The following is a 25,247-nucleotide window of genomic DNA, read 5'->3' on the forward strand; positions in this document are numbered from 1 at the left end:
AAAAAGAAAAACCCCTGCAGCAAGCCGTAGCGGCTCCTTGCAGGGGAAATCCCTCAAAAAAGTTCAATCTGATCCGTCTCAGGCAGGCCTTCAAGGACTCCCAGGTCGGCCAGGACTTCTACAGCGGTATTGCTGATCTTGGCCCGGTTCCGCAAGTCTTCCCTTGAAATGAAGGGGCCTTTGCTGCGGGCTTTTACAATATTTTCAGCGGCGACACCGCCAATTCCGCCAATGGCACCCAAGGGCGGCAAAAGACCTTTATCGGTTACAATGAATTGATGAGCATCAGAACGGTACAGGTCCACGTCTTCAAATTCAAATCCCCGGGCGAGCATTTCCACGGCCAGTTCCATATAGGTGGCCGTTTCCTTGTCGTTGACAGAAGCCTTTGTTCCCTGCTGTCCTACATTCTTGATGAAGGAACGCATGAAATTGATGCCTTTATGGACTTCCACAAAGTCAAACTTCGGGGCCCGGATCGTAAAATAGGCCGAATAAAATTCCTTTGGATGATGGACCTTACAGTAGGCAATGCGGTAAGCCGACAGGACATACGCTACGGCATGGGCTTTAGGGAAAAGATACTGCAGCGTTTTGCAGCTCTTGATATAGAATTCAGGAATATTGGCTTTCTTGAAAGCTTCTTCCTGCTCGGCCTTGAAGCCCTGTTTATGGGCTTTTCCTTTACGGGCCCATTCCATGATGCCAAAAGCCATGCTGGGCTCCATGCCTTTATTGATGAGCCAGTTCATGATATCGTCACGAGTTGAGATGGTATCTTCTGTTGGCGTCCCGTTCTTGATCAGGTCCTGAGCATTGTTGAGCCATACGTCGGTTCCGTGGGAGTACCCGGAAATACGCAGGAGGTCGGAAAAATTCTTTGGCTTAACGTCAGAAATCATCTGCCGTACAAAGCGGGTCCCACATTCCGGGACACCGTAGGTCGCAACGTCGGTCATGATGTCTTCAGGGGACACACCAATGGATTTGGTACTAAGGAAAAGCTCCATCGTATCAGGGTCGCCTACAGGAATATTCTTGCAGTAGCCCTCCCCCAGCATGTTATCAAGCATACGGATCATGGTCGGATCATCGTGGCCGAGGATATCAAGCTTAACGATACGGTCATTGATGGAATAATAATCATAATGGGTCGTGATGGTGCCGCAGGTCGGATCGTCAGCTGGGTAGGAAACAGGCGTCAGATAATGGACGTCAAGATCGCGCGGCACAACCATGATCCCGGCCGGATGCTGACCGGTGGTCCTTTTGACACCGACAAGCTTTGGGATGAGGCCTTCGATAAAAGCCGTCCGTTTGGGTTCGTTGCGGTTTTCATAGTACTTCTTAATGTAGCCATAAGCCGTCTTATCGGCAATGGTTCCCAGCGTGCCGGCGCGGAAGACATTATCCCGACCAAAGAGGTCTTCTGTGTATTTATGGGCCCGCGGCTGGTATTCACCGGAGAAGTTCAGATCGATATCAGGAACTTTATCCCCGTGGAATCCCAGAAAGACGGCAAACGGGATATTGTGGCCATCCTTGACCATCATGGTCCCGCATTCCGGGCAAGCCTTGTCAGCAAGGTCAAAACCGGAGCCGACACTGCCATCGGTAAACCACTCCGTATGGTAGCAATGAGGACAGCGATAATGCGGCGGAAGGGGATTCACTTCCGTAATGTTCAGCATGGTTGCAACAAAAGAAGAACCTACACTGCCTCTGGACCCTACCATGTACCCGTCGTCATTGGATTTTTTGACGAGCAGGTGGGCAATGTAATACAAGACGGAAAAGCCATTGCCAATAATGGATGACAGTTCGAGTTTAAGGCGGTCCTCCACGATTTTAGGCAGTTTTGGTCCATACCATTCATGGGCCCTGCCATAACTCATGGATTCCACTTTTTCCTTCGCCCCGGGAATCATCGGGGAATAGAGCTGATCTCGGTCTGGGACAGGTTTGAACTTTTCAATCATGTCGTTGATCTTATTGGTATTTTCGACAACGACCTCATAGGCCCGTTCCTTCCCCAAATAGGAAAATTCTTCAAGCATCTCTTCCGTTGTCCGCAGGTACAAGGGCGGCTGCTCCTCATCAGGATAGCCCATACCGGCCTGCAGGATGCGGCGGGCAATGGCATCCTCAGGATTGAGGAAGTGGACGTCGCAAGTGGCTACGACGAGTTTTCCCAATTCATCCCCCAAGGCGAGAATCTTTTTATTGATGGTCTGCAGGTCTTCCCAAGTATTGATTTCCGGATAACGGTCATCGCGGAGCAGGTACTGGTTATTCCCGCAGGGCTGGATTTCAAGGTAATCATAAAAATCGGCAATTTGAAGGAGCTCTTCGTGGCTTGCTCCCGAAAGGATTGCGCGGTAAACTTCACCGGCTGCACAGGCTGAACCAATGATGATGTCGTCGCGGTACTGCTCAATGAGTCCCTTGGTCATACGGGGCCGCTTTGGCTTTCCCCCAAAATACTGCAAGTGGGAAAGGGACACAAGGCGGTATAGGTTCCGCAGGCCAGCAAAGCTTTTTGCCAGCAGGATGATGTGGTAATTTTTCTTATCTTCCTTACTGTGGCAAAGGTATCCTTCTACCCCAAAAATCAGCTTGAAGTCCTTGAACTTCACTGCCTCATCATAGGCAAAAGGATAAGCCTGGACCACACCATGGTCCGTAATGGCAAGGGCCTTGTGACCCCATTTTGCCGCCGTATCGACAAGTTCTTCAATAGGCGTCAGGCCATCCATCTTGCTCATTTTGGTATGGCAGTGAAGCTCAATCCGCTTGACTTCCGACTTGTCTTCCCGTGCTTTTTTGGGCAGGAGCATGATGCCCTTGACGATGGTCATGACCAGTTCGCTGTTTTCATAGCGGTCCACTTCCACATTGCCCTGGATAAGGACATGGGATCCCTTGGGAATCTTTTTCTGGAGAGCTTCTGCCTCCTTCTTGTTCTTGACCAAATCATTTTCTTCCTTAAAGGACCCAAAACGGATCTTGGCCAAGAGTCCATTCGTCTCATCGCGCAGCAAAATAGAAAGGATAACAGCATTGGTCCGCAGTTCCCGTTCTTCAAAGCCAACAACGTCACCTTCAACGACAACGCCGTTTTCCTCTTCGACAATTTCATCCATGGTCCGCGGTTTTTTCGTTATCTTACGGCCATAGACGACATCCTTGCCGCCGCTTTTTTGATTGCCCTGCTGCTGCAGGGCGCGCAGGGCATTTTGATAGGCCTTGCTTTGAAAGGTCATTTCCGCGGCCGCATCCATGGGTTCTTCATTCTCGTCCAGCAGTTCCGGCGGTTCTTCCGGAAGAGGAATGATTTCCATTTCCGGCATTTCGGGCAAAGAAAAAGCAACGTCCACGGAATCCCTCGGTTTATCTTCCTCACAGGGAGGATAGACATCCCTCGCCTTTTCATTGATGAAGGAGACCTCCTCAACGCAGCAGGCAGCGGCAATTTTCTTTGCCACTGCCATGAGGTTCTGTTCTTCCAGAGGATTGGTTTCTACGCCATAGGAGATCTTCCACGTATTGGTCCGCTCATTGATTTCAACATAGTCAAGCGGGATTTTCCTGATACAGGCATTCTGTTCCGGAGACAGTTCCAACGTTTGCAGGAAGGAAAGGAAGTTATGTCTGTCCGGAATGATCCGATAACTCTCAGAATGCATGATGCCTCCTATTCTTCCATATTCGACAGATTCTTTATTTTTTTGACGGCTCTCAGTTGGAGGAGTCCATCAAGGATTTCATTGGCATTTTCATATTTGCTGATCTTGGCATTGACAACGATCCGTAAGGTTTGTTCTTCCGGCCGGCTTGCCATATCAAGGACGCGGGTCTTCACGTTATGACGGGAAAAGTAGTCCATGACATCCATCATACTGTCCGGATTGCTCTCACAGACGATGGCGAGCTTTACTTTCACATTGCGTCCCGAAGGAAGGACTTTTTTTTCGATTCCCCGAATGGCCATCAAGGTAATGAGGGACACGATGGTAGCCACGACCCCCAGACCAAGCATACCGCAGCCAACGGTAAGCCCAATGGCAGAAACCATCCAGACGCTGGCCGCGGTTGTAAGCCCCTTGACCGTAAGTCCCTCATGCAGGATGGTACCGGCGCCTAAGAAGCCGACACCGGTCACAACCTGGGAAGCAATCCGGGACGGGTCGCGGTTCAGAGGATGACCGTCAATGCCATAAATGGAAACAATCATCAAAAGGGCTGACCCCGTTGCCACCAGCACATGGGTCCTAAGGCCTGCCGGACGGTCTCCGGCGCTGCGCTCCAGACCAATGATCCCGCCGAGAAAAGCGGTTAGGAGAAGCCGGAGCACAAGATGCATGAACTGAGTGTCAAACATGGGTCAAACCTCCTTCACGATCAGCTTACAACGTCTTGGAAAGGATATCCTTCAAAGCGGACACGTAATCCCCGTCCAAGGGCAAATCGCACATTTCACCGGTATAGCGAACCTTGACTTCCATGGCGCCCCGCTGCAAAGTCTTGGGGCCAACCACGACGCGGACGGGATAACCGATGAGGTCGGCATCCTTGAATTTGACACCAGCCCGTTCATCACGGTCATCAAGGATGGCATCGATTCCCTGGGCATTGAGGGCCTGATAGATTTCCCCTGCCTTGGCAAAGCTTTCTTCATCCTTTACATTGACAGGCAAAACGATTACTTCATAAGGGGCGATGTTTTTGGGCATGATGGCTCCGTTTGCATCATGGTACTGTTCTATAACAGCTGCCAGGGTCCGGCCGACACCGATGCCATAGGAGCCCATGTAAAACGGCTTTTCCTTCCCTTCCGGGTCAAGGAACGTGGCATGGAGGGCTTCGGAGTATTTGGTATAGAGTTTGAAGACCTGCCCCACTTCAATGCCTCGGGCTTCTTTCAAATGCCCTTTGCAGTGAGGGCACTGGTCCCCTTCATGGGCCGTGCGGATGTCAAGGACCTTGGTATAGACAAAGTCACGACAAGGTTCGGCGTCAACATAATGGGTATCCACTTCATTGGCACCACAGCAGACATTGTGCATATTCATGACCGTGGCGTCAATGAGGATGGTGCACTTATTAAGGTCGAGTCCAATAGGGCCCATAAAGCCCGGAACGGTTCCTGCCGCCCGGATCTGCTCGTCGGAAGCCATCATGACTTCATTGGCCCCAACCGCATTGGTGACCTTGATTTCGTTCACTTCATGGTCGCCGCGGACAAAACAAAGGATCAGACCGCCCTTATCGCTTGTCAGAGCAACGGCCTTGACGCTCTTTTCAATCGGTGCATGGAGATACTCACAGACCGCTTCAATGGTGTTGCAGCCCGGGGTACCTATGGTATGAAGCTCGCGCGGAGCTTCCTCTTGGCTGGGCAGGGCTTCACATTCAGCCTTTTCCACATCGGCTGCATAATCACACGTATCACAGTACACAATGCCAGCTTCGCCGCTTGCCGCGATTCCCATGAATTCATGGGATCCATTGCCGCCAATGGCGCCGGGGTCTGCTTCAACCGGTCGGTAGTTGAGCCCGCAGCGGTCAAAGATGCGGGCGTAGGCATCATACATCTTCTGATAGGACTCATCAAGGCCCGCTTCATCCGCATCGAAGGTATAGGCATCCTTCATGATGAATTCGCGGCTTCTCATGAGGCCGAAGCGGGGCCGCTTTTCATCACGGAACTTGCTCTGGATCTGATAAAGGCTCGTCGGCAGCTGACGGTAGGAATGGAGCTCATTCTTAACGAGGGTGGTAATCATTTCTTCATGCGTTGGGCCCAGGCAGAATTCTCGGCCGTGGCGATCCCGCACACGGAACATTTCCGCCCCATAGACATCCCAACGGCCGCTTTCCTTCCAGATTTCGGAAGGCTGTACAATCGGCATCATGATTTCCTGCGAATCGATGGCGTCCATTTCCTCCCGGATGATGCGTTCAATCTTCTTGATGCTTTTCCACGCCAGTGGAAGGTAGGTATAAAGCCCGCCAGCAATCTTACGGATATAGCCAGCACGCAGCATCAATTTGTGGCTTTCAAGGACAGCTTCTGCCGGCACTTCACGAAGGGTCGGCGCATAGAGTTTTGAAACGAGCATTATGAGTTCTTCCTTTCCTCAATGATTTTATGGATTTCAACAAACAGCTGATCGACAAGTTCATCTTCTGGGACACGGCGAAGGATCTCCCCTTTGCGGAATAAAAGACCCTCCCCTTTTCCGCCGGCAATCCCCACATCGGCTTCCCTGGCTTCACCAGGACCATTGACAGCGCATCCCATGACAGCAATGGTCAAAGGATCGCGGAGACCGGAGAGTCGTTTTTCCACTTCCAAGGCAAGCTTTTCCAAGGGAACACAGGTTCTGCCGCAAGTTGGACAGGAAACAAGGGTCGGCCCATAGGTACGGAGGCCCAAGGACTTGAGAATTTCATAGGCAGTTACGACTTCTGGGCGAGGATCCCCCGTAAGGGATACACGGACCGTATCCCCAATACCCTCAGCAAGGAGGGTACCAATGCCAACGGCAGATTTGACGATGCCCATATGATAGGTTCCCGCTTCCGTAATGCCTACATGAAGGGGGTAATCGCAGGCCGCCGCCATCTTTCGATAGGCCTCTACCGTAAGGGGTACATCATGGGCCTTCAAGGAAATGACGATATCATGAAAATCCATCTCCTCAAGGATGCGGATGTGCCGCCAAGCCGCTTCTGCCATAGCATGGGCCGTAGGATGACCGTAGGCCTCCAAAAGGTCCTTGGGAAGCGAGCCCGCATTGACACCAATTCGGATAGGAATACGACGTTCCTTGGCCTTTTTGACAACGGCCTCTACCCGGTCCCGTCCCCCAATATTGCCCGGATTGAGACGCAAGGCCGAAACTCCGGCATCAATAGCGGCAAGGGCCAAGCGATAATCAAAATGGATATCGGCAATGACGGGAATGGGGCTTTCCTTGGTAATGACGGAAAGGGCCTCTGCAGCCTCCATGGTAGGAACCGCACAGCGGATCACTTCACAGCCCAGTTCTTGCAGGTCACGGATCTGGGCAAGGGTGGCTGCCGCGTCTTCCGTCTTTGTATTGGTCATGGATTGGACTACGACGGGATGGCCGCCGCCAATGGTGACAGAACCGACCTGTACTTCCCTCGTTTTTCTTCTTTCCATATTACATCTCCTTAGCGCAGGATATCACTGATTGTTGCATAAATCGTGAGCCCCAGGATGAGAGCGACACCGACGAGCTGAACCCGTTCCTTGGCCTTAGGAGGAAGGGGATGCCGAAGGATACCCTCAACAGCGAGGATGAGGAACTGACCCCCATCAAGGGCCGGTATAGGAATGAGGTTCAAAATACCAAGGTTCAGACTCAAAAAGGCGATAAAGGTCAAAAAGGGAATCATGCCTTCCTGGGCCACACTGCCCGCCATTTGCGCCACACCAATCGGGCCTGCCACATTGACTCCCGCTTTGCCGGTAAGGATCTGACGCAGGCCATCCACCATTCCCTTCATGATACGGCCTTCCGTTAATACGGCGTAACGGACACTTTCCGAAAGACCTAGAGGCCGTTTTTCCAAAGTAGGCATGACCCCGATCAGATAGCGTCCCGCTTCCTGATCAAATTGAGGAATCAAGGTCTTTTCGAGGGTCTTCCCTCCTCGTTGGATAACAAGCGTGCTTTTCTTGCTGCCTGCTTCTTGGATCAGGGTAGACACATCCGTCCAGGCCGATAGTTTCGTTCCGTTGATGGAAATGATCCGGTCCCCCTTCATCAGTCCGGCATCGCTGGCAGGCTGATGATCCATAACGCGGCCCAAGACGGGTTCATTGACCGGGGTCTCTGTCCCATGGAAAAAGAAGATTCCGAAGAAAAGCAAAAGCGGCAGGAGAAAGTTCATGGTGACACCGGCAAGGATGACTACCATTCGGGCCCACAGGGGTTTTGTATGAAAGCCATTTTCCACGTTTTCCTCGCCAGGCTCCATGCCGGCAATACGGTTAAATCCCCCAAGCGGCAGGGCCCGCAGCGTATAGACCGTGCCCTTTTCCTCGGTTTGATAAAGTTTGGGACCAAAGCCAATGGCAAATTCATCGACCTGCATCCCGACAAGTTTAGCCGCCGCAAAATGGCCCAGTTCATGCACTGTGATGAGCACGCCAAAGACAATAAGCGCGGCAAGAAGGGTCGTCATTTAGACCTCCCCCATGGAGGACAGAAGGGTGCGGGCCACTTCCCGCGCTTTACGATCTGCTTCCACGATTGTTTCATAGGATAATGGGGAAACAGGTTCCACTTTGCTGAGGACGGCCTCAATGAGGTCGGCCATGGCAAGAAAAGGAATCTGTCCTTTGATAAAGGCATCGTCTGCCACTTCGTTTGCCGCATTGAAAACTGTCGGCATGATGCCGCCTGCCCTACCGGCTTCAATGGCAAGGGGCAGGGCGCGGAAGACCTCCCGGTCCGGTTCAAAGAACGTCAGGGGCCCACAGGAAAGAAGGTCCAAGGTTTCAAAGTGAACGGGCCAGCGCTCTGGATAGCTGAGCGCATACTGGATGGGCAGCCGCATATCGGGCGCGCCAAGCTGGGCAATGACAGCCCCGTCTTGATATTCCACGAGGGAATGAACAATGCTTTGGGGATGGATGATGGGCACAATTTGATCATAGGAAGCCTCAAAGAGCCAATGGGCTTCGATGACCTCAAGCCCCTTATTGGCAAGGGTCGATGAATCAAGCGTAACCTTCGTTCCCATGCTCCAAGTGGGATGGTTCATACATTCCTTGACGGTTACGTGCCTTAGTTCTTCCCGTTTCTTGCCACGGAAAGGACCTCCCGAAGCCGTAAGCAGGATGCGTTTCAAGGCCTTGTGGTCATTGCCTTCCAAGGATTGGAAGATGGCACTGTGCTCACTGTCGACAGGGGTCAGGCGCACGCCATTTTTTTTAACCGCGTCCATGACAAGGCTTCCGGCTGCAACAAGGGTTTCTTTATTGGCAAGGGCGATGTTCTTATGGGCTGCAATGGCGGCAAGGATTGGCTTCAAGCCTGCATAACCGACCATGGCTCCAAGAACTGTGTCCGCCTCTCCAACCGTCGCACAGGCAAGGATGCCTTCTTCACCGGAAAGGATTTCCGTAGGTCCGTCATAGCGGGCCCGCAGCCTTGCGGCAGCCTTTTCATCGCTGAGGGCGGCCACGTGCGGCCGAAATTTCCGGATCTGCGCTTCCAAAAGCGCATCGTTGGTATGGGCAGCAAGGGCTGCAACACTGAGCCTTTCAGGGCTTGCCGCCACAACCTCAAGGGTCTGGGTTCCAATGGACCCGGTCGACCCTAAGATGGATAGACCTTTCATAGCGTCTCCTTATCGATAGATGGGGATCCTTCCGTCAAAAAAGGAAGAACTCCACGAAGTAATAAGCAATTGGAATGGAAAAAATCAAGCTGTCACAGCGGTCAAGAACACCGCCATGACCGGGAAAGAAGGTGCCTGAATCCTTGATCTTACAGCAACGCTTCATAATGGATTCCACAAGATCGCCCAAAGGGGCAAAGAAACCGACCAAGAGCGCAAGGATGAGGACACGAACGCTTTGATAGCCAAGATAGGTATGCCCAATGAGATAGATAACGGCAAGGGTTCCCAAAAAACCGCAAAGAGCGCCTTCCCGAGTCTTTTTGGGGCTGACCGTCGGTGCCAGCGGCGTCTTTCCCCACATCCTGCCACCAAAATAGGCAAACGTATCACTGGCCCAGGTTCCTACCATGACTGTCCAGAGGAGACCTTCCCCCAGAGAGCGAAGAAAGATGAAATGGGCAAAAGGAAGCCCAATATAAAGCAGGGAAAGCGTGCTCAAAGCAGTTTTTTCAAGAAACTGGCCCTCCCCATGATGAAACAGACCATCCAGCATGATCAGAAGGGAAAAAAGGATGGTCACAGGCACAAGGAGTGCATGGGATAAGGAGCTATCCAAAAAAACAAGGGAAGCTGCTGCTACAAGGAGCACAATGCCTAAAAAGGCGGCCTTTCCATAAAGGTCATAACCTGCCGCGTGAATCATATCCCGATATTCCTTATATGCTACGGCAGCAAGCAACAAAGTCCCCAGTGAAAAAAACAGACCTCCCAGTTTGATCAAAAGGAGAGCAATTGGAATGGCAATGAGTGCCGTACGGATTCGTTGTCCCATGAGTTACGCCTTCTTTGTCAGGCCGCCGAAGCGGCGGTCCCGTTTTTGATAGCTGAGGAGCGCTTCCTTGAATCGTTCCGGCGTAAAATCGGGCCAGCAGACGTCTGTCGTCCACAGTTCCGAATAAGCAATCTGCCAGAGCAGGAAATTGCTCACCCTGAGGTCACCGCCCGTGCGGATCAAAAGATCCGGAGCAGGGATGCCCCGTGTATAGAGATGGTCCTCAAATAGAGCCTTTGTTATGTCATCCGGCTGCAGCGTACCAGCCTTCACCTGCCGGGCAATCTCCGTTGCCGCGTGAAGGATTTCCGCCTGTCCGCCGTAATTGATTGCGATGGTTAAGAGAATTCCTTGATTGTCCTTTGTTTCCTGCTCGGCTTCTTCCATCTTCTTGAGGACAAGGTCGGGCAGCTCCTTGCGGGAGCCAATGAAACGCATACGGACCTGGTATTTCTTGAATTCTTCAAGCTCATTGGTGAGATATTCAACAAGGAGCTTCATGATGAAACTGACTTCCGTCACGGGGCGCTTCCAATTTTCCGTGGAAAACGCGTAGGCTGTGAGGGCCTCTATCCCGATGGAATCAGCATAGCGCACAATTTCGCGCAGCGCTTTGGCCCCATAGGTATGACCAAAGGTTCTCGGTTTTCCCTGCCGTTTGGCCCAGCGGCCATTACCGTCCATGATCATGGCAACATGGCGGGGAATCTTTTTAAGGTCCAGTTCCTCACTGGCAGGATGGGTTTGTGCCGAAGGAGTGGACGGTTCGGAGCGAAAAAGATGAGTTAACATAAGCGTTCCCCTATAAAAAAATTAGCGCAGCCTGCATCATTGCAAGCTGCGCAACGCGCCTCCTGCTTATTCAGCAGCGATAGCGCCAACCGGGCAAGCGCCGGTGCAAGCGTCGCAGTCGATGCAGCTAGCTTCATCAACCTTGTACTTGCCATTGTCTTCAGAGATAGCACCAACCGGGCAGGTACCAGCGCAGGAACCACAACCGATGCATGCATCTTGATCAATCTTGTGTGCCATTATGTGTACACCTCCCTTCAAATTGACAACCAATAATCAATGTTACTTTATGGTCAAGCGCATTGATTTGCTTCAACACGTAAGCAAAATCATCGCGCCAGACTAGCGTATCACGATGGAAGGCCGGTTCAGCCTTCACAAGCGTCACCGAAAGTCCCGCCTCTTTGGCCATCAAGACGGCTTCTGCAAGGGGACGGGCGACCAGGTCGGGAACAATCATCTCACATTCCATTAGATGGACATGACTTCCTTTTCCTTTTTCGCAAGGATGTCATCGATTTGCTTCATATACTGGTCAGTCAGTTTTTGGGAAGCATCCATAGCATCCTTGGAATCATCTTCCGTGATTTCCTTGCCTTTCAGCAGTTTCTTCACGGCATCATTGTATTCACGACGGATGTTGCGGACGGCAACACGGGCACTTTCACCCTTTTTATGAACAACCTTGACGAGTTCCTTACGTCTTTCTTCGGTTAAAATAGGCAGGCTCAGACGAATGACAGTCCCATCATTATTGGGATTCAGACCAAGGTCGCTCGTCATGATTGCCTTTTCAATTTCTTTCATCAGGCTCTTGTCCCAAGGCTGGATCACAATCATGCGGGGTTCCGGAACGGAAACATTGGCAAGCTGGTTGACAGGGGTCGCCGTTCCGTAATAATCTACTTTGACTTGATCTAGCAGGGACGGTGTTGCTCTTCCCGTGCGGATGGCAGCAAGTTCCGTATGCAGGGCCTTAAGGGCACTTGTCATCTTTCTTTCGCTGTCCGCTTTCAGTTCTTCAATCGTAGCCATCAGAGTCCTCCTACTACGGTTCCAATTTCTTCTCCCGCGGCCACCTTTGCAATGTTGCCCGGGCGGTCAATATTAAATACAACAATAGGAATATCATTATCCATGCAGAGACTGATTGCCGTGGAATCCATGACACCCAGATTCTTTTGGATGACTTCAAGGTATTCAAGATGATCGAACTTCTTGGCCTCAGGGTTCTTCTTCGGATCACTGTCATAAACCCCATCGACGCCTTTTTTAGCCATCAGGATAGCGTCGGCTTCGATTTCAGCGGCGCGCAGGGCAGCCGTCGTATCCGTTGAAAAATAAGGATTCCCCGTTCCAGCCGCAAAGATCACGACACGGCCCTTTTCAAGGTGCCGTACAGCACGGCGGCGAATGTAGGGTTCAGCAATTTGACGCATTTCAATGGCCGTTTGTACCCGAGTCGGCACGCCGCGGTTTTCCAAGGCGTCCTGGAGAGCCAAGGAGTTGATGACCGTTGCGAGCATTCCCATATAGTCAGCAGTCGCGCGGTCCATACCCTTGGAGCTGCCTGAAAGACCTCTCCAGATGTTGCCGCCGCCGTTGACGATGGCGACATCCAATCCGCTTTCACGGACGGCTTGGATCTGACCGGCAATGCTGTCTACCGTTACAGGATCGATACCATAACCTTTTTCTCCTGCTAAGGCTTCTCCACTGAGTTTAAGAATGACGCGTTTGAATTTTCGTTTTGCTGACATCTGCTTACATTCCTCCCATGAGTCATCTATCATTTGGAAGAAGCAAGAAGGCATCCCAACCCAAAGGATGGATGCGGGCTCCTTCTCAGCAAAAGGGGGGCACTTCCCCCTTTATCCACTTTCATTCATTATATGAAAAAAAAAGGGTACATGCAAGACAGAATCCAAATTTGTCACGGATTCTGCCTCCTACACCATTTCAGGCCGCAAAAAAGGAAGCTGCCCAAAAAACGCATGGCGCAATTTTCGGTACAGCCTCCTCCTTTTCCATACTTTATTTCTTATTTAATGAAGCTCTGGACTTCAGAAGCAAAATCTTCCTGCTTCTTTTCAATGCCTTCGCCAAGCTGATAGCGGACAAAGCGAATGGCTTTGGCATTCTTTTCTTTCAGGAGACCGCTGATGGTCTTATCAGGATCCATGACGAATTCCTGATCAACCAAGCAGTTTTCCTTATAGAATTTTTGGATGCGGCCCATGACCATCTTTTCGATGATCTTTTCCGGTTTGCCTTCGTTGCGAGCCTGTTCAGCAAGAACTTCCTTTTCATGGTCCAGAACATCAGCCGGCACAACAGTGCGATCCATGTAGCCAGGGTTAGCAGCTGCAATGTGCATGGCAACATGTTTGGCCAGTTCTTCATCGCCGCCTTCGAGTTCAACGAGGACGCCAATCTTGCCTGCGCCATGGATATAGTGACCCAGGGTATGGCTGCCATATTCATAGACAGAGAAACGGCGGATATCAACTTTTTCACCAATCTTAGCGATGGCTTCCGTCACGATTTCACTGACCTTCTTATCAGAACCAGTGAAAGTGGAATCGAGCAGGGCCTGCATATCAGCCGGTTTCGTCAGGGCAACATGTTTGGTAATGGAATGAACAAGGTTCTTGTAATCATCGGTGTTGGCGACAAAGTCAGTTTCGCAGTTGACTTCTACGAGAGCAGCCACTTTGTTTGCTTCGTCCAGATAGATATCAACAAGACCTTCAGCAGCAACGCGGCTGGCTTTCTTAGCCGCCTTGGACAGGCCTTTTTCTCTCAGGTAGTCGATGGCTTTATCCATATCGCCGTCGGTAGCGGTCAGGGCTTTTTTGCAGTCCATCATGCCAGCGCCGGTGCGTTCACGCAGTTCCTTGACTTGACTTGCAGTAATTGCCATGTGTTTTTCCTCCTCAAGTGATGTTGCTAATGCTGATGATTATTCAGCAGCGTCTTCTGCTTTTGCTTCAGCAGCTTCTTCGTCGACAGCACTGGCCTTGCCTTCGAGGATTGCATCAGCCATTTTGCTGGTGAGCAGTCTGACGGCACGGATAGCGTCGTCGTTAGCCGGCATCAGGTAATCCACTTCATCCGGATCGCAGTTGGTGTCAACCGTGGCAACAACAGGGATATGGAGCTTGCGGGCTTCCAGGATCGTGTTGTGTTCCTTGCGGGGATCGATAACAAAGATGGCATCCGGAAGTTTCTTCATTTCCTTGATACCGCCGAGGTATTTTTCAAGTTTCGCCATTTCATGACGAAGCACAATGACTTCTTTCTTAGGAAGCAGGGCAAAGGTGCCGTCTTCTTCCATTTTTTCGAGTTCATGGAGCCGTTTGATACGGGTCTGGATGGTCTTGAAGTTGGTCAGCATACCGCCGAGCCATCTTTCGTTGACATAGAACATGCCAGCACGGGTGGATTCTTCCTTGATTGCGCTCTGGGCCTGTTTCTTCGTTCCAACGAAGAGAACCTTACCGCCCTGGGCCGCCAGTTCACGCAGGAAGTTGTAGCATTCTTCTACTTTCTTGACGGTCTTCTGCAGGTCAATGATATAGATTCCGTTGCGTTCCGTGAAGATGTAAGGAGCCATCTTAGGGTTCCAGCGGCGAGTCTGATGACCGAAGTGTACGCCTGCTTCAAGAAGTTGTTTCATCGATACAATAGCCATTTTTATTTCCTCCTGTTTTTTCCTCCGCAGCTATTTTCCGAATCTCCTAAAAAGGACAGGTACGTCAAACGCTGCGTGTGTTGTTAGGGGTGCTGTGCGCACCGGATAGCATTATAGCATACCAAGGTCTGATTAAGCAAGCTTTTTGTTATTTGCTGTTAAGCGCTTCCAGCATGGCCTTTTCAAGAGCCTTTGCCTGTGCCTTCCAATCAGACCCGGCTATACCCCCGCCTTGGCTCGATGTCGGGCTGCCCCCACCGCGGCCATGAAAGACGTTTCCTGCCATGGTACACAAGTCACGGCAGCGCTCTTCTGCCCCTTTTGTCGCGGCAAATTGGTACATGACCTTATCGCCATTTTTAAGGATAAGGGCCGCCAAGATCTTTTCCTTTCCTGTCAATAGTTTCATGAGGCTCTTCCCGTCCCTTGGGGTTCCTTCGGTCAGGACGAAGACAAAACGTGTACCTGACGCAAGAAGAGGTGCCTTTTCCAAAAGGGCAGGCAGCTCAGCCTGGAAAAGGTCCTGGGTCCTTTCCCGCAGGCTAGCCTTGAGGTCTAGGACTTCCTGATGGAGTTTTTCCACAGCTGGCAGGACTTCTTCACTTTTGACAGAAAGGAGATTGCTCGTTTCTTCCAGGATGCGACTGCGTTCATGGATGGCTTCCACGGCTCGTTTGCCGCAGAGGAACTCTATGCGGCTGCCGCCTTTATAGCGGTTGAAGCGGATGACCTTGATGAGCCCCACCATGCCCGTAAAGGGCGGATGGGTCCCGCAGCAGGTACAGGTATCGCCCTCTTTGATATCGACGAGGCGGACGATGCCCCGCAGCTTATCGTTTTTCTTACGAAGGCCATACTTTCCGAGTTCCGTGTAAGGAACATAATGAAGGGTAATGGGATGATTTTCCCAAACCGCGGCATTGGCTGAAAGTTCCGCTTCTTTGACGGTTTTTTCGTCTACTTCCTTATCAAGGTCAATGAACACGCTCTCTTCATTCATATGAAACCCTACATTATTGGCGCCGCAGGTCTTCCAAAAAGCATAACTCAACATATGCTCTCCGCAGTGCTGCTGCATGCGGTCAAGCCTGACATCCCAATCGAGGCGAACGGTCACTTTTTCCCCCACCGGCAGGGCCTTGTGGGTAAAATGGCGCACGTCATCTCCTGATTCAGCCGCGTAATAGACGGGAATATCATCAATCCAGCCCTGGTCGGAAAGCTGCCCGCCCCCTTCGGGGAAGATCACGGTTCCATCGAGGACGATTTCAAAATGGTCCCCCACTTCCTTTGTCGACAGAACCGTCGCGCTGCACTCCTTGCGGAGTGAATCATTTTCATACCATTTTTTGGTCATGGAAGGTCACCTCGAATTGGCACCCAGCTTCCACTTGGACCTTGATCCTTCCGGAAGCTTCCCAGTGCCGAATATTGGAACGATGCTGACCCCGTACAATAGAAGAAAGGCGGTCTGGCACCGTAATAACCATATTATAATTCCCGCTTTTCTGCTCTGCAATAAGGGCGTCAATCTTTTTTTGCCAGACATAGGAATGGACGAGTTCCCCAAAAGAGGGGTGGAAGGGACCGGCGAGAATCCTGCCCGGCGCCCTAAGATCCTCATCGGGCTGAAGCCCCATCCGGATGACGGGGATGCCAGCTGCTGTGAGCCCTTCGTAAAGATAGGCGCAGCGGCGAACCGTTTCAGCAAGGTCAAGGGGCGTATAACACCCCTTACGGTACCAATCGGCAAGTTTGGTTCCCTCAATCACAAGGAGCGGATAGATACGGCATCCCTCTGGATGCATGGCCGTAACACCGCGAAGGGTCTTTTTCAGGGTTTCTTCCGTTTCCCCAGGCAAATTGACCATAAGCTGATGGATGACAGCAAAGCCTGCTGCTTGAAGCTGTGCCGTGGCCTCATAGACGCAGTGCGCGTCATGTCCCCTGTCAAGAAGCGTCAACGTTACATCGTCAAGAGACTGGACGCCCAGTTCAACTGTGCGAACGCCGTAGTCTCTAAGCAGACTTAAGCTGGCTGGACTTATGGCATCAGGCCGGGTGGAAAGGCGTAGGTCCGTAAAATAGCCAGCCTTACGATAAGGCATGACAAGTTCCAGCAGGGCTTCCTGTTCCGCCAACGGAAGGGCTGTGAAGGAACCGCCATAAAAAGCAAGCTCATTGCGATGGTCCTTTCTGACCCAGCCGGCAAGGGTCCTGAGCTGACTCTTGACATCTTCCACGCCATGATAGGCAGTACCGTTGATGATGGGCTGATTGCAGAAAAGGCAGCGATGGGGACAGCCTTTAAAGGAAACAAAAAGGGGAATGATCATAGCCTCTCCTCGTACAAGAAAAACCCGCCATAAGGAGAATCTCCTTGTGACAGGTTTCTTACAGGGTCACCCCTGCTTTTTCTTTACTAGGCGCAGTGCCTCACGGGCAGCGCGCTGCTCAGCAAGCTTCTTCGTCCTTCCCGAACCGGTTCCGTAGGTTTTTTCCCCTACAATGACCTTCATAAAAAAGGTCCGGTTATGGGGCGGTCCGTCAAAGCCCGCTTCTTCATAATGGATATCCGTCTGTCCTTGTGCCTGGATGAGTTCCTGGAAGCGGGTCTTATAGTCCCGATCGATCCCATCCGCGGTCAGTTCCGGGATCTTGTCGATGAGGACCCTTGTAAGGAGATCCCTCACCTTTTCATATCCTGCATCAAGGTAGTACGCTCCCATAACGGATTCAAAGGCATCTGCCAGGATGGAAGGATTGTAACGGCCACCCATGTGACATTCCCCTCGGCCAAGGAGGAGATAGTCTCCAATGGCAAGGTCTTGAGCCAGTTCCGCCAAGGTCTCTTCGCAAACAAGGAATGCCCTAAACTTGGAAAGCGCTCCTTCATCCATCTCCGGGTAGGCAAGGTACAGATGGGTACTGACAACAAGGCTGAGAACGGAATCACCCAAAAACTCAAGGCGCTGGTTGAACTCCGGAACCACTTTTTCCTTGCACTCATAGGCATAGGAAGAATGGGTCAGGGCCGTATCCATGAGGGACAGATCCTGCATCGTGACACCCAGACGGACAAGGAAGCTTTCCAGGGCCTCTTTACGTTCCTTGCGCATGTAAGGTCAGTCCTTGTATTTCCGGAAGGCGACACAGGCATTATGGCCGCCAAAGCCGAAATTATTGGAAAGGACAACGTCCACATCTGCCTTGCGGGCAACATTGGGGACGTAGTCAAGATCCATTTCATCTTCTGTATCCGGATCTTCGTAATTGATGGTCGGAGGAATGATGCCGGTTTCAATAGTGAGGACGGAAGCAACGGCTTCCATGCCGCCGGCAGCCCCAAGCAGATGACCCGTCATGGATTTATTGGAGCTGATGGGCACCTGTTTGGCACGATCCCCAAAAATCTTTTTGCAGGCCAGCGTTTCATTAAGGTCATTGCGATGGGTCGATGTCCCATGGGCATTGACATAGCTGACATCGTCCGGCGTGATTCCGCCGTCAGAAATGGCAGCAAGCATGCATTCTGCCGGCATCTCCCCGCTCGGATCCGGAGCCGTGATGTGATAGGCATCACTGTTATAGCCGTAGCCGATGACTTCGGCATAGATATGGGCACCGCGTTTTTTGGCGTGTTCCAATTCTTCAAGGACAATGACACCCGCGCCTTCGCCCATAACAAAACCGCTTCTTTTTTTATCAAAGGGGCAAGATGCCTTTTCCGGTTCCTCATTATTGCGGGACAATGCCTTCATGTTATCAAAGCCAGCGATGGCCATTTCAGTAATGGCAGCCTCACTGCCCCCGGCAAGCATGACATCGGCATCACCGTATTGAATGGTGCGCAGGGCATCACCAATGCAGTTGGTCCCTGTTGCGCAAGCCGTAACGATGGCCGTATTCGGTCCTTTAAGGCCAAGGGCAATGGCAATCTGGGCGGCCGGCATATTGGGAATTTCCATCGGGATGAAGAAAGGACTGATGCGGCTTGGACCCTTTTCAGCGTACTTCATGGCCACATCAACAAAAGTCTGCATACCGCCGATACCGGAGCCAACGCAGACACCGATGCGCTTGGGATTTTCGTCCTCGAGCTTGAGCCCTGAATCAGCAAATGCCATGTTGCCGCAGGCTACGGCAAACTGGGTCACGCGGTCCATCCGCTTGGCTTCTTTCTTATCCCCATACTGACCGAAATCAAAGTCCTTGACTTCCCCAGCAATCTGACAGTTCAGACGGGACGGATCAAACAGGGTAATGCGGCCAATACCGCTTTTACCTGCCGTCAGGTTCTTCCAAAATTCGTCTTTACCGATACCAATCGGGGTAATGGCACTGACGCCTGTTACGACGACTCTTCGTTTCAAAGGGATCACCTCTTAGTAAGATTTGCTTAATTCTTCTTTCAGTCTCCTGAAAATTTCATGAACAGGTAATATTTCCTTGATTTTCCACATATTGGCGCCCGTAAAGACGAGACCTGTTTCAAGATCTCCCTGCTGGGCCCGTGTCAGGGCCTTGATGATGCAGAAGCTTCGAGAACAGTGCTTGAGGCAGCTGTCACAAGTAAGCGGCTTTGGCGGATGCCCTTCCAAGGCAGCCTTGGAAAACGGACTGAGGACGGCGCGACCCTTGAATCCCACGGGACTATCAATCTGGATCACATCATCTTTCGTCATCTTCAAGTAAAATTCCTTAAGCTGAGGTGCTCCATTGGATTCCTCGCTCGCAGCAAAACGGCTCCCCATCTGGACGCCGCTGGCACCCATATGAAGGAGATCGGCTACATCACTGCCCGTGATGGCGCCGCCGGCCGCAATGACCGGGATCTTAACAACCGAAAGGATTTCCGGCAGAATATCTTTAATCGAACGTTGGGTCCCCAGATGGCCACCGGCCTCTGTTCCTTCCACAACAATAGCGGAAGCGCCCAAGCGTTCAGCAATTTTCGCAAGTTTGGCATAGGAAACAATTGGAACAATGGGAACCCCATATTCCTTGCCGACGGAAAACATATCTCGGGAAAAGCCGGCGCCGGCCACTATCAAATCGACTTTTTCCTGTGCTGCCGTAGTAATGAGCCCCTTGAATTCACGAGCGGCTACCATAGCATTGATGCCAATCATACCCTTGCCATTGGAAAGTTTCCGGGCAAGGCGGATTTCTTTGCGCAGTTCATCAAACGGCAGGCCGGAAGCAGCAATGAGGCCTACACCGCCTTCATTGGCTACTGAAGCTGCCAGGCGGGCCGTTGAAAGACGGATCGCCATACCACCCTGCACAATCGGCACAGTGGCAACTTTTTCACCAATCTTCAGTTCTGGCAATTTCAACTAAAATCCCCCATTTCAGGATCATGGAAATCAAATCAATAAAAAATAGGATAAAGCTCGGAAAGTCCCGAAAAGGGACCTTCCGACTGGATGGATATCCGATTATTTGTCAGCTTTATCCAGGAGTTCTACTGCATCTCTTACGGTGCGGATCTTTTCAGCAACATCATCGGGGATTTCCGTGTTGAATTCCTCTTCAAATGCCATGATCAGCTCAACAATGTCGAGAGAGTCAGCTCCCAAGTCATCGATGAAAGTAGAGTCCATCTTTACGTCTTCCGGAGCAACGCTCAGCTGGTCAACGGTGATTGCCTTTACTTTTTCGAAAGTGCTCTGTTCGCTCATACCTTTCACCTCCTTCCCCTTCTTCATACAATCATACTACATTACCATGCCACCGTCCACATTTAAAACTTGGCCGGTTATATAAGCAGCTTCTTCGCTGGCGAAGAATAAGACTGCATTGGCAACATCTTGCGGATCCCCAGGGCGTCCCAGAGGAATGGTCTTGAGCATTTCCTCCTGAACGGACTCTCCGAGGACTTTCGTCATGTCCGTAGCAATAAAGCCCGGTGCAATGACGTTTGCTGTAATGCCGCGAGAACTCACTTCCTTGGCAAGAGCCTTGGTAAAGCCAATGACGCCCGCTTTGGCAGCGGCATAGTTGGCCTGACCGGCATTGCCCGTCTCGCCCACCACGGAGGCCATATTGATGATTCGGCCTGCCTTTTGCTTCATCATGGTGCGCATAACGGCTTTGGAACAGTTATACATGCTCTTGAGATTCGTTGCAATAACGGCATCCCAATCTTCTTCCTTCATACGCATCAGAAGCCCATCACGGGTGATTCCGGCGTTGTTGACAAGGATATCGAGGCGTCCCAATTCAGCGACTGCCTGCTTGATCATGTCTTCGCAGACAGCTGTATCGGCAACATCCCCTTTAAGGACAATGGCCTTGCGGCCCATTGCCTTGACAGCTTCTGCGGTTTCTTCAGCGGCGGCTGTATTGCCGGCATAATTGATGGCCACGTCAGCCCCTGCTTTTGCCAGCGTCAGGACAATGGCACGGCCAATGCCGCGAGAACCGCCGGTTACAAGCGCTACCTTGCCGAATAACGTCATTTTATCGAACCTCCTTTAAATAAGCAAGCGATTTTTCCAAAGATTCCATGTCTTCCACATTGAGCGGTGCATAGGAACGGTCCACTTTCTTGATGAAGCCGCAGAGAACTTTGCCAGGGCCAACTTCCACAAAGGTATCGACGCCGTCATTCATCATACGGCGGACCGAATCTTCCCATAATACAGGGCTTGCGGCCTGCAGGACGAGCTGGGAGCGGATTTCATCCGCCTTTGTTTCCGGCTTGGCATTGACGTTTGCCACCACGGGAATCTTGGCATCCACGATCTCAACGCTGTCAAGGACTTCCTTCAGACGATCTGCAGCAGGCTGCATGAGCGTGCTGTGGAAGGGAGCACTGACAGGAAGGAGGATGGCGCGTTTGGCACCGGCTTCCTTCAGCCTGTCACAGGCTTTATGGACAGCTTCCGTCGCACCAGCGATGACAATCTGGCCAGGGCAGTTGAAGTTGACTGCCTGGACACACTGATTCGTCATGTTTGCCGTTTCTGCACAGATTTCCTTGATTTTATCTGTATCAAGGCCAATGATGGCAGCCATGGCACCTTCCCCAACGGGGACGGCTTCCTGCATGAACTGGCCTCTCTTGCGGACCGTGCGGACCGCATCGGCAAAGCTCATGGCACCGGCACAGACAAGGGCAGAATATTCACCCAAGGAATGACCGGCTACAACGGAGGGAATAATTTCATTTTCTTCCAGGACTTTCATCGCAGCGACACTGCACGTCAAAATTGCAGGCTGTGTATTATAGGTCAGGCGCAGCTGTTCTTCCGGGCCTTTGAAGCAAAGGTCCGTCATGGAAAAGCCAAGGGCTTCGTCAGCTTCCTTGAAAACGTCCTTTACGACACTGTAATTATCATAAAGGTCTTTCATCATCCCTACTTTCTGGGAACCCTGACCAGGGAACATGAACGCAATCTTACTCATTTTTTGGCCTCCTCTGTTTTCTGCCATTTGATGACAAGGGATCCATACGTGAGCCCAGCCCCAAAGCCGACAAGGACAACAATTTCATCCCGTTTCAAGCGGCCTTGGTCACGGGCGTCACACAGGGCAATTGGAATGGACGCGGCGGATGTATTGGCATACTGATCGACGTTGACCATGACTTTATTAAGCGGAAGGTCAAGCCGTTTGGCCGCAGAATCAATGATCCGTACGTTGGCCTGGTGCGGCACCAGAAGGTCGATATCATTTTTCGTCATGCCAATTTTGTCCAAGGCTTTCATGACACTGCGGCCGAGGACGCGAACAGCGAATTTAAAGACTTCTTTTCCATTCATGTGGATGAAGTGTTCATGGTGATCCACCGTTTCGTGGCTTGCTGGATGACGCGATCCCCCGCCGGGCATATTCAGGTATTTTCCACCGGAGCCGTCGGCTCCAAGATCTACGGAAAGGATGCCGTAACCGTCTTCTACCGGTCCCAGAATAGCCGCACCGGCGCCATCACCAAAGAGGATGCACGTATTGCGGTCCGTAAAGTCAAGGATCCGGGAAAGGGTTTCTGCCCCTACAACAAGCACATGCTTATAAAGGCCGGAGGCAATGGTCTGACTGACAATCCCGCAGGCATAGGCAAATCCCGTGCACCCCGCGCCCAGGTCAAAGGCCGCGGCATGGCTGGCTCCCAACCGGTCCTGCAGCATGCAGGCCACAGAAGGAAACTTCATGTCCGGTGACTCGGAAGCAACTACAATAAGGTCCAAGTCTTCCGCTTTCAAGTTGGCATCATCCAGCGCGCGCTGGGCAGCGATAAAGGCAAGATCACTGGTTGCCTGTTCCGGAGCGGCAATATGGCGCTGCCGGATACCCGTGCGTTCCACGATCCATTCATTGCTCGTATCAACCAATTTTTCCAGGTCATAGTTTGTCATGATTTTTTCAGGGACATAGGAACCCATCCCCAAAAAACCCACACTGATTCCTGACATAAGTTATAATTCCCCACTTTCTTCGTCCCGGAGGATTTCCCTGCCAATTTTTCCGACAATATCCTTTTCTGTCAGTTCAATGGCTACCCTCACGGCGTTCTTGATGGCTTTTGCTTTGGAACTGCCATGGCAGATGATGAAGGGGGCACGTACGCCAAGAAGCAGGGCACCGCCATATTCGGAGGCATCCATTTTCCGCTTCACTTCCGTCAGGGCAGGTTTCATAAGAAGGGCCCCAAACTTGGAAAGGAAACCGCTGCCTTTAACTGCGGAACGAATGATTTCCAAGACAGCAGATCCAAGCCCCTCCATGGTCTTTAAGACAACGTTTCCCGTAAAACCGTCGCAGACAACAACATCGACGGTTCCTTTATTGATGTCCCGGCCTTCCACATTCCCGATGAAATGGATATGGGGATTGGCCTTAAGAAGTGGATACGTTGCAAGGCACTGCTCATTTCCCTTGGTCTCTTCCTCCCCAATATTAAGGAGTCCGACCCGGGGATTTTTGATACCAAGCTGGGATTCAGCATAAACCGATCCCATGATGGCACTTTGGACAAGCTGCTCCGGTTTTGCGTCCACCTTGGCACCAGAATCCAACAGGACCGTTGCCCCTGTGAGACTTGGAATAACCGTTGCAATAGCCGGCCGTTCAATGCCCTTGATACGGCCCAAGCCGAACAGGGCAGAAGCAACAGCTGCCCCTGTACTTCCCGAAGAAACAAGGGCATCACATTCTTTTTGGCGCAAAAGATCGGTTGCAACAACGATGGAAGCATCCCGCTTCTTTTTGACGCTGATGCCAGGGTGATCCTTCATTTCAATGACCTCACTGGCATGGTGGATGGTCACATGGGGATTGTTTTCCTCGTGTTCCCTGCGAAGTTCAGCCTTAATGACGTCCTCGTCACCGACAAGGACGGCATCGCAGCCATATTCCTTGACAGCCTGAAGGACGCCTTTAATGATTTCAGCAGGACCGTAATCGGTTCCCATGACATCAACTGCGATTTTCATTTTCTTGGTTCCTCTCTTCAGGTAAGGAAACAATCAGGAATTTGGCCCGAAAGACCTCTTTCCGATTGTTTCTGATCTTGACCCAGATGGTATATTTGTCTTCCTGCTTTCTCACAACCTCGGCCCGCGCCACAAGGACGGCACCGCTGAGAACAGGAATCTTGTATTTTACATTGGCCACGCCCGTCAGGGCTGCCGGTGCGTCAATAACGGCCAAAGCCAGGGAATTGGCCTGGGCAAACATATATTGCCCCCGGCATACACCGGTTTTTTGCAGGACCATTTCCTTATTGACGGTCATCATGGAAATGCCGCTCACCCCAATTTCAAGGTCAATGAGTTCACCCACAATGTCTTCACTGGTAATCGCCTGGAGCTTCTTCTGGGCATTTTCCGCCATATGGCGCGTCCGTTCCCGAAGTTCTGGGATCCCAAGGGCCAGCCGATCGAGCCGAATGGTCTGGATACTGACCTCAAACTGTTCTGCCAGGTGGGCATCAGTCAGGAAAGGATTCTTGATAAGAGCAGCTTCGAGGCGCTGCTGACGCACCTTTTTACTTTGCGCTGAGCCCATTCCATCACCTACTTTACACCTACTTTTAGTACCTAGTCATAACAGCTACACTCATTATAAAGATAACGAGCCTAAAAAGCAAGTAAAAAGGGCCTATAAAAGGTGAAAGAACGGTGACATTCCCCTCTGGAAAGTGCTGCCGTCAAAACGAGGAAAACCTACCCGAAAAGCGCTTGGCATCAAAGACACTGCTCTACCCCAAACGACCCTGCGCTGAGCAAAAAGCCTATGAAGATCCTGTACAAAAGGCACTCAAGAATAGGCAGTGACTCTTCCTGCGCTCCAGGATCAGGCTGAAACGGAAAAAAGGCCACCGCCCAAAAGCGATGGCCTTTTTTTCTTGATGTCTTATTCCTCTTCGGTCTTGACGACTTCCTTACCATCGTAGTAACCGCATTCAGGGCATACATGGTGAGGACGCATCTGCTCATGGCATTGCGGACATTCAACCAAGCCAGGAGCAGTCAGTTTCCAATTAGCGCGACGGGAATCGCGACGAGCTTTAGACATTTTTCTCTTTGGTACTGCCAT

General features: G+C 51.5%; 26 protein-coding genes. All 26 read right to left on the bottom strand.

The genetic code is table 11. From position 1 onward, the window contains the following. Window positions 1-53 precede the first annotated feature (53 nt). Entirely contained in the window at window positions 54-3,686 is a 3,633-nt protein-coding gene (locus tag H503_RS0101380) for a PolC-type DNA polymerase III (RefSeq protein ID WP_026385391.1), read from the bottom strand. Window positions 3,687-3,694: 8 nt separating this feature from the next. Continuing rightward, a complete protein-coding gene (locus H503_RS0101385) occupies window positions 3,695-4,381 on the bottom strand; it encodes an MgtC/SapB family protein (RefSeq protein WP_016459447.1) in 687 nt (228 codons plus the stop codon). Between the two features lie 25 nt (window positions 4,382-4,406). After that, window positions 4,407-6,122, bottom strand: coding sequence for a proline--tRNA ligase (locus H503_RS0101390; protein WP_009015744.1), 1,716 nt, complete (start codon window positions 6,120-6,122; stop codon window positions 4,407-4,409). Next, entirely contained in the window at window positions 6,122-7,192 is a 1,071-nt protein-coding gene (gene ispG / locus H503_RS0101395; protein ID WP_014128721.1) for a flavodoxin-dependent (E)-4-hydroxy-3-methylbut-2-enyl-diphosphate synthase, read from the bottom strand. Before ispG ends, H503_RS0101390 begins: the two co-directional genes overlap by 1 nt. Before the next feature lie 11 nt (window positions 7,193-7,203). Further along, window positions 7,204-8,220, bottom strand: coding sequence for an RIP metalloprotease RseP (rseP, locus tag H503_RS0101400; RefSeq protein ID WP_009015746.1), 1,017 nt, complete (start codon window positions 8,218-8,220; stop codon window positions 7,204-7,206). Then, a complete protein-coding gene (locus tag H503_RS0101405) occupies window positions 8,221-9,381 on the bottom strand; it encodes a 1-deoxy-D-xylulose-5-phosphate reductoisomerase (protein WP_009015747.1) in 1,161 nt (386 codons plus the stop codon). A 34-nt stretch (window positions 9,382-9,415) separates the two neighbouring features. Further along, window positions 9,416-10,216: a phosphatidate cytidylyltransferase gene (locus tag H503_RS0101410; RefSeq protein ID WP_009015748.1), complete on the bottom strand. Its 801-nt coding sequence runs from the start codon at window positions 10,214-10,216 to the stop codon at window positions 9,416-9,418. 3 nt (window positions 10,217-10,219) lie between these two features. Further along, the gene (locus H503_RS0101415) at window positions 10,220-11,008 is read right to left on the bottom strand and encodes an isoprenyl transferase (RefSeq protein WP_009015749.1); all 789 of its coding nucleotides are present in this window, start codon (window positions 11,006-11,008) and stop codon (window positions 10,220-10,222) included. A 66-nt stretch (window positions 11,009-11,074) separates the two neighbouring features. Further along, the gene (locus H503_RS0101420) at window positions 11,075-11,248 is read right to left on the bottom strand and encodes an indolepyruvate ferredoxin oxidoreductase subunit alpha (protein ID WP_009015750.1); all 174 of its coding nucleotides are present in this window, start codon (window positions 11,246-11,248) and stop codon (window positions 11,075-11,077) included. Then, window positions 11,232-11,480, bottom strand: coding sequence for a PASTA domain-containing protein (locus H503_RS0101425; protein WP_009015751.1), 249 nt, complete (start codon window positions 11,478-11,480; stop codon window positions 11,232-11,234). The genes H503_RS0101420 and H503_RS0101425 overlap by 17 nt, the downstream gene beginning before the upstream one ends. After that, complete coding sequence (gene frr, locus H503_RS0101430; RefSeq protein ID WP_009015752.1) at window positions 11,480-12,043, bottom strand: ribosome recycling factor; 564 nt, start codon at window positions 12,041-12,043, stop codon at window positions 11,480-11,482. Before frr ends, H503_RS0101425 begins: the two co-directional genes overlap by 1 nt. Then, window positions 12,043-12,768 (bottom strand): UMP kinase, encoded by a 726-nt coding sequence (pyrH, locus tag H503_RS0101435; protein ID WP_009015753.1) that lies wholly within the window; start codon window positions 12,766-12,768, stop codon window positions 12,043-12,045. Before pyrH ends, frr begins: the two co-directional genes overlap by 1 nt. 281 nt (window positions 12,769-13,049) lie before the next feature. Next, the gene (tsf, locus tag H503_RS0101440; protein ID WP_009015754.1) at window positions 13,050-13,931 is read right to left on the bottom strand and encodes a translation elongation factor Ts; all 882 of its coding nucleotides are present in this window, start codon (window positions 13,929-13,931) and stop codon (window positions 13,050-13,052) included. A 39-nt stretch (window positions 13,932-13,970) separates the two neighbouring features. Continuing rightward, window positions 13,971-14,702: a 30S ribosomal protein S2 gene (gene rpsB / locus H503_RS0101445; protein ID WP_009015755.1), complete on the bottom strand. Its 732-nt coding sequence runs from the start codon at window positions 14,700-14,702 to the stop codon at window positions 13,971-13,973. Window positions 14,703-14,850: 148 nt separating this feature from the next. Beyond that, window positions 14,851-16,059 carry an alanyl-tRNA editing protein gene (locus H503_RS0101450; protein ID WP_009015756.1) on the bottom strand — a complete coding sequence of 403 codons (1,209 nt, stop codon included), beginning with the start codon at window positions 16,057-16,059 and terminating at the stop codon, window positions 14,851-14,853. Continuing rightward, window positions 16,040-17,038, bottom strand: a complete 999-nt coding sequence (locus H503_RS0101455; RefSeq protein ID WP_009015757.1) for an elongator complex protein 3 — start codon at window positions 17,036-17,038, stop codon at window positions 16,040-16,042. The genes H503_RS0101450 and H503_RS0101455 overlap by 20 nt, the downstream gene beginning before the upstream one ends. 66 nt (window positions 17,039-17,104) lie before the next feature. Continuing rightward, entirely contained in the window at window positions 17,105-17,821 is a 717-nt protein-coding gene (gene rnc / locus H503_RS0101460; RefSeq protein WP_009015758.1) for a ribonuclease III, read from the bottom strand. Between the two features lie 6 nt (window positions 17,822-17,827). After that, window positions 17,828-19,075 carry a beta-ketoacyl-ACP synthase II gene (gene fabF, locus H503_RS0101465; protein ID WP_009015759.1) on the bottom strand — a complete coding sequence of 416 codons (1,248 nt, stop codon included), beginning with the start codon at window positions 19,073-19,075 and terminating at the stop codon, window positions 17,828-17,830. Window positions 19,076-19,087: 12 nt separating this feature from the next. Then, entirely contained in the window at window positions 19,088-20,041 is a 954-nt protein-coding gene (locus H503_RS0101470) for an NAD(P)H-dependent flavin oxidoreductase (protein WP_009015760.1), read from the bottom strand. Window positions 20,042-20,143: 102 nt separating this feature from the next. Then, the gene (locus tag H503_RS0101475) at window positions 20,144-20,386 is read right to left on the bottom strand and encodes an acyl carrier protein (RefSeq protein WP_016459446.1); all 243 of its coding nucleotides are present in this window, start codon (window positions 20,384-20,386) and stop codon (window positions 20,144-20,146) included. Window positions 20,387-20,422: 36 nt separating this feature from the next. Further along, entirely contained in the window at window positions 20,423-21,166 is a 744-nt protein-coding gene (gene fabG / locus H503_RS0101480; RefSeq protein WP_009015762.1) for a 3-oxoacyl-ACP reductase FabG, read from the bottom strand. Window position 21,167: 1 nt separating this feature from the next. Beyond that, on the bottom strand, window positions 21,168-22,115 hold the full coding sequence (fabD, locus tag H503_RS0101485; RefSeq protein ID WP_009015763.1) for an ACP S-malonyltransferase: 948 nt from the start codon (window positions 22,113-22,115) through the stop codon (window positions 21,168-21,170). Next, the gene (locus tag H503_RS0101490; RefSeq protein ID WP_009015764.1) at window positions 22,112-23,122 is read right to left on the bottom strand and encodes a beta-ketoacyl-ACP synthase III; all 1,011 of its coding nucleotides are present in this window, start codon (window positions 23,120-23,122) and stop codon (window positions 22,112-22,114) included. The genes fabD and H503_RS0101490 overlap by 4 nt, the downstream gene beginning before the upstream one ends. Before the next feature lie 3 nt (window positions 23,123-23,125). Beyond that, window positions 23,126-24,142, bottom strand: a complete 1,017-nt coding sequence (gene plsX, locus H503_RS0101495) for a phosphate acyltransferase PlsX (RefSeq protein WP_009015765.1) — start codon at window positions 24,140-24,142, stop codon at window positions 23,126-23,128. Beyond that, window positions 24,126-24,716, bottom strand: coding sequence for a transcription factor FapR (fapR, locus tag H503_RS0101500; RefSeq protein ID WP_009015766.1), 591 nt, complete (start codon window positions 24,714-24,716; stop codon window positions 24,126-24,128). Before fapR ends, plsX begins: the two co-directional genes overlap by 17 nt. Window positions 24,717-25,064: 348 nt before the next feature. Next, complete coding sequence (gene rpmF / locus H503_RS0101505; protein ID WP_016459444.1) at window positions 25,065-25,247, bottom strand: 50S ribosomal protein L32; 183 nt, start codon at window positions 25,245-25,247, stop codon at window positions 25,065-25,067.

The sequence above is a fragment of the Acidaminococcus intestini DSM 21505 genome (assembly GCF_000425045.1).
In the GTDB taxonomy this organism is placed as follows: Bacteria; Bacillota; Negativicutes; order Acidaminococcales; family Acidaminococcaceae; genus Acidaminococcus; species Acidaminococcus intestini.

What these genes read in the sequence shown, in the direction of transcription:
- pyrH (WP_009015753.1), bottom strand. Translation starts at nt 12,768, where the DNA reads ATGTCAGCAAAACGAAAATTCAAACGCGTCATTCTTAAACTCAGTGGA.
- H503_RS0101410 (WP_009015748.1), bottom strand. Translation starts at nt 10,216, where the DNA reads ATGGGACAACGAATCCGTACGGCACTCATTGCCATTCCAATTGCTCTC.
- plsX (WP_009015765.1), bottom strand. Translation starts at nt 24,142, where the DNA reads ATGAAAATCGCAGTTGATGTCATGGGAACCGATTACGGTCCTGCTGAA.
- H503_RS0101420 (WP_009015750.1), bottom strand. Translation starts at nt 11,248, where the DNA reads ATGGCACACAAGATTGATCAAGATGCATGCATCGGTTGTGGTTCCTGC.
- H503_RS0101425 (WP_009015751.1), bottom strand. Translation starts at nt 11,480, where the DNA reads ATGGAATGTGAGATGATTGTTCCCGACCTGGTCGCCCGTCCCCTTGCA.
- rpsB (WP_009015755.1), bottom strand. Translation starts at nt 14,702, where the DNA reads ATGGCTATTGTATCGATGAAACAACTTCTTGAAGCAGGCGTACACTTC.
- ispG (WP_014128721.1), bottom strand. Translation starts at nt 7,192, where the DNA reads ATGGAAAGAAGAAAAACGAGGGAAGTACAGGTCGGTTCTGTCACCATT.
- fapR (WP_009015766.1), bottom strand. Translation starts at nt 24,716, where the DNA reads ATGGGCTCAGCGCAAAGTAAAAAGGTGCGTCAGCAGCGCCTCGAAGCT.
- frr (WP_009015752.1), bottom strand. Translation starts at nt 12,043, where the DNA reads ATGGCTACGATTGAAGAACTGAAAGCGGACAGCGAAAGAAAGATGACA.
- H503_RS0101450 (WP_009015756.1), bottom strand. Translation starts at nt 16,059, where the DNA reads ATGACCAAAAAATGGTATGAAAATGATTCACTCCGCAAGGAGTGCAGC.
- H503_RS0101385 (WP_016459447.1), bottom strand. Translation starts at nt 4,381, where the DNA reads ATGTTTGACACTCAGTTCATGCATCTTGTGCTCCGGCTTCTCCTAACC.
- rseP (WP_009015746.1), bottom strand. Translation starts at nt 8,220, where the DNA reads ATGACGACCCTTCTTGCCGCGCTTATTGTCTTTGGCGTGCTCATCACA.
- H503_RS0101380 (WP_026385391.1), bottom strand. Translation starts at nt 3,686, where the DNA reads ATGCATTCTGAGAGTTATCGGATCATTCCGGACAGACATAACTTCCTT.
- H503_RS0101390 (WP_009015744.1), bottom strand. Translation starts at nt 6,122, where the DNA reads ATGCTCGTTTCAAAACTCTATGCGCCGACCCTTCGTGAAGTGCCGGCA.
- H503_RS0101475 (WP_016459446.1), bottom strand. Translation starts at nt 20,386, where the DNA reads ATGAGCGAACAGAGCACTTTCGAAAAAGTAAAGGCAATCACCGTTGAC.
- fabD (WP_009015763.1), bottom strand. Translation starts at nt 22,115, where the DNA reads ATGAGTAAGATTGCGTTCATGTTCCCTGGTCAGGGTTCCCAGAAAGTA.
- rnc (WP_009015758.1), bottom strand. Translation starts at nt 17,821, where the DNA reads ATGCGCAAGGAACGTAAAGAGGCCCTGGAAAGCTTCCTTGTCCGTCTG.
- H503_RS0101415 (WP_009015749.1), bottom strand. Translation starts at nt 11,008, where the DNA reads ATGTTAACTCATCTTTTTCGCTCCGAACCGTCCACTCCTTCGGCACAA.
- rpmF (WP_016459444.1), bottom strand. Translation starts at nt 25,247, where the DNA reads ATGGCAGTACCAAAGAGAAAAATGTCTAAAGCTCGTCGCGATTCCCGT.
- H503_RS0101455 (WP_009015757.1), bottom strand. Translation starts at nt 17,038, where the DNA reads ATGATCATTCCCCTTTTTGTTTCCTTTAAAGGCTGTCCCCATCGCTGC.
- H503_RS0101490 (WP_009015764.1), bottom strand. Translation starts at nt 23,122, where the DNA reads ATGTCAGGAATCAGTGTGGGTTTTTTGGGGATGGGTTCCTATGTCCCT.
- tsf (WP_009015754.1), bottom strand. Translation starts at nt 13,931, where the DNA reads ATGGCAATTACTGCAAGTCAAGTCAAGGAACTGCGTGAACGCACCGGC.
- fabG (WP_009015762.1), bottom strand. Translation starts at nt 21,166, where the DNA reads ATGACGTTATTCGGCAAGGTAGCGCTTGTAACCGGCGGTTCTCGCGGC.
- H503_RS0101405 (WP_009015747.1), bottom strand. Translation starts at nt 9,381, where the DNA reads ATGAAAGGTCTATCCATCTTAGGGTCGACCGGGTCCATTGGAACCCAG.